General features: G+C 54.9%; 1 protein-coding gene. It reads right to left on the reverse strand.

Going from position 1 to position 701, the window contains the following annotated elements:
• Positions 1-36: 36 nt before the first annotated feature.
• Positions 37-701 (reverse strand): PQQ-binding-like beta-propeller repeat protein (locus ABJK56_RS01185; protein ID WP_347242838.1); only part of this gene is annotated, 665 nt, incomplete at its 5' end.

Here is a 701-nt window from a genome sequence, read left to right on the forward strand (position 1 = left end):
CGGCATAGAATAGACGAGCCACCAGCCAACTTTCCACTATGGCTGGGACAGGCTCCCGGTTTGAGCATTAACCCGATAGAAGAGGTGACCGGTGTCTTCGCCTACGTAAACCGCGTTGTCCATTGCCGCACAGGTTGCCCTGACCTCTTCGCCCAAGTCTCCGCCTGCCGCGGGCACGAGTCGGGTAGCCCAGTGTAGCTCACCCGATGTGGCATTGACGGCGTAAAGGTTTACTCCCTGGTAAAACGTAATGCCGAAGTACACGTTACCTGCATAGATGGTTGGAGACGACTCTATGCATCCATAGGAGTCCGGCCTGTATGACCATACCTGAGCTTTCGTGGAAGGGTTCAGACAATAGAGATACCCATTGTCGCAACCAAAGTACAGCCGGTCTTGCCCTCCTATGTTGGCTACGGCTACGCTGCTTACGCCGGTTATGTCTTCTTTGCCTGTCTCAAGGTCTCCACTGGGGACATCGTAGGGTGAAGCCCAAGCAGGACTGCCGTCACTCGCATTAAGGGCATAGACTCTGGCGCTCTCGTTTCCTATGTAAACCACGCCGTTATAGACAGTCGGTGACTGGATGAGCTTGGCCGCCGTCGCGTTGTCACGCTTCTTAGTCTGATAGCTCCAGATGAGCGCGCCCGTGCTTGCATTGAGACAGTAGACCTTGCCATCCATGCAGCCGAAGTATACAC

Origin of the sequence: Thermogutta sp. (assembly GCF_039793925.1) — a bacterium.
Classification (GTDB): Bacteria; Planctomycetota; Planctomycetia; order Pirellulales; family Thermoguttaceae; genus Thermogutta.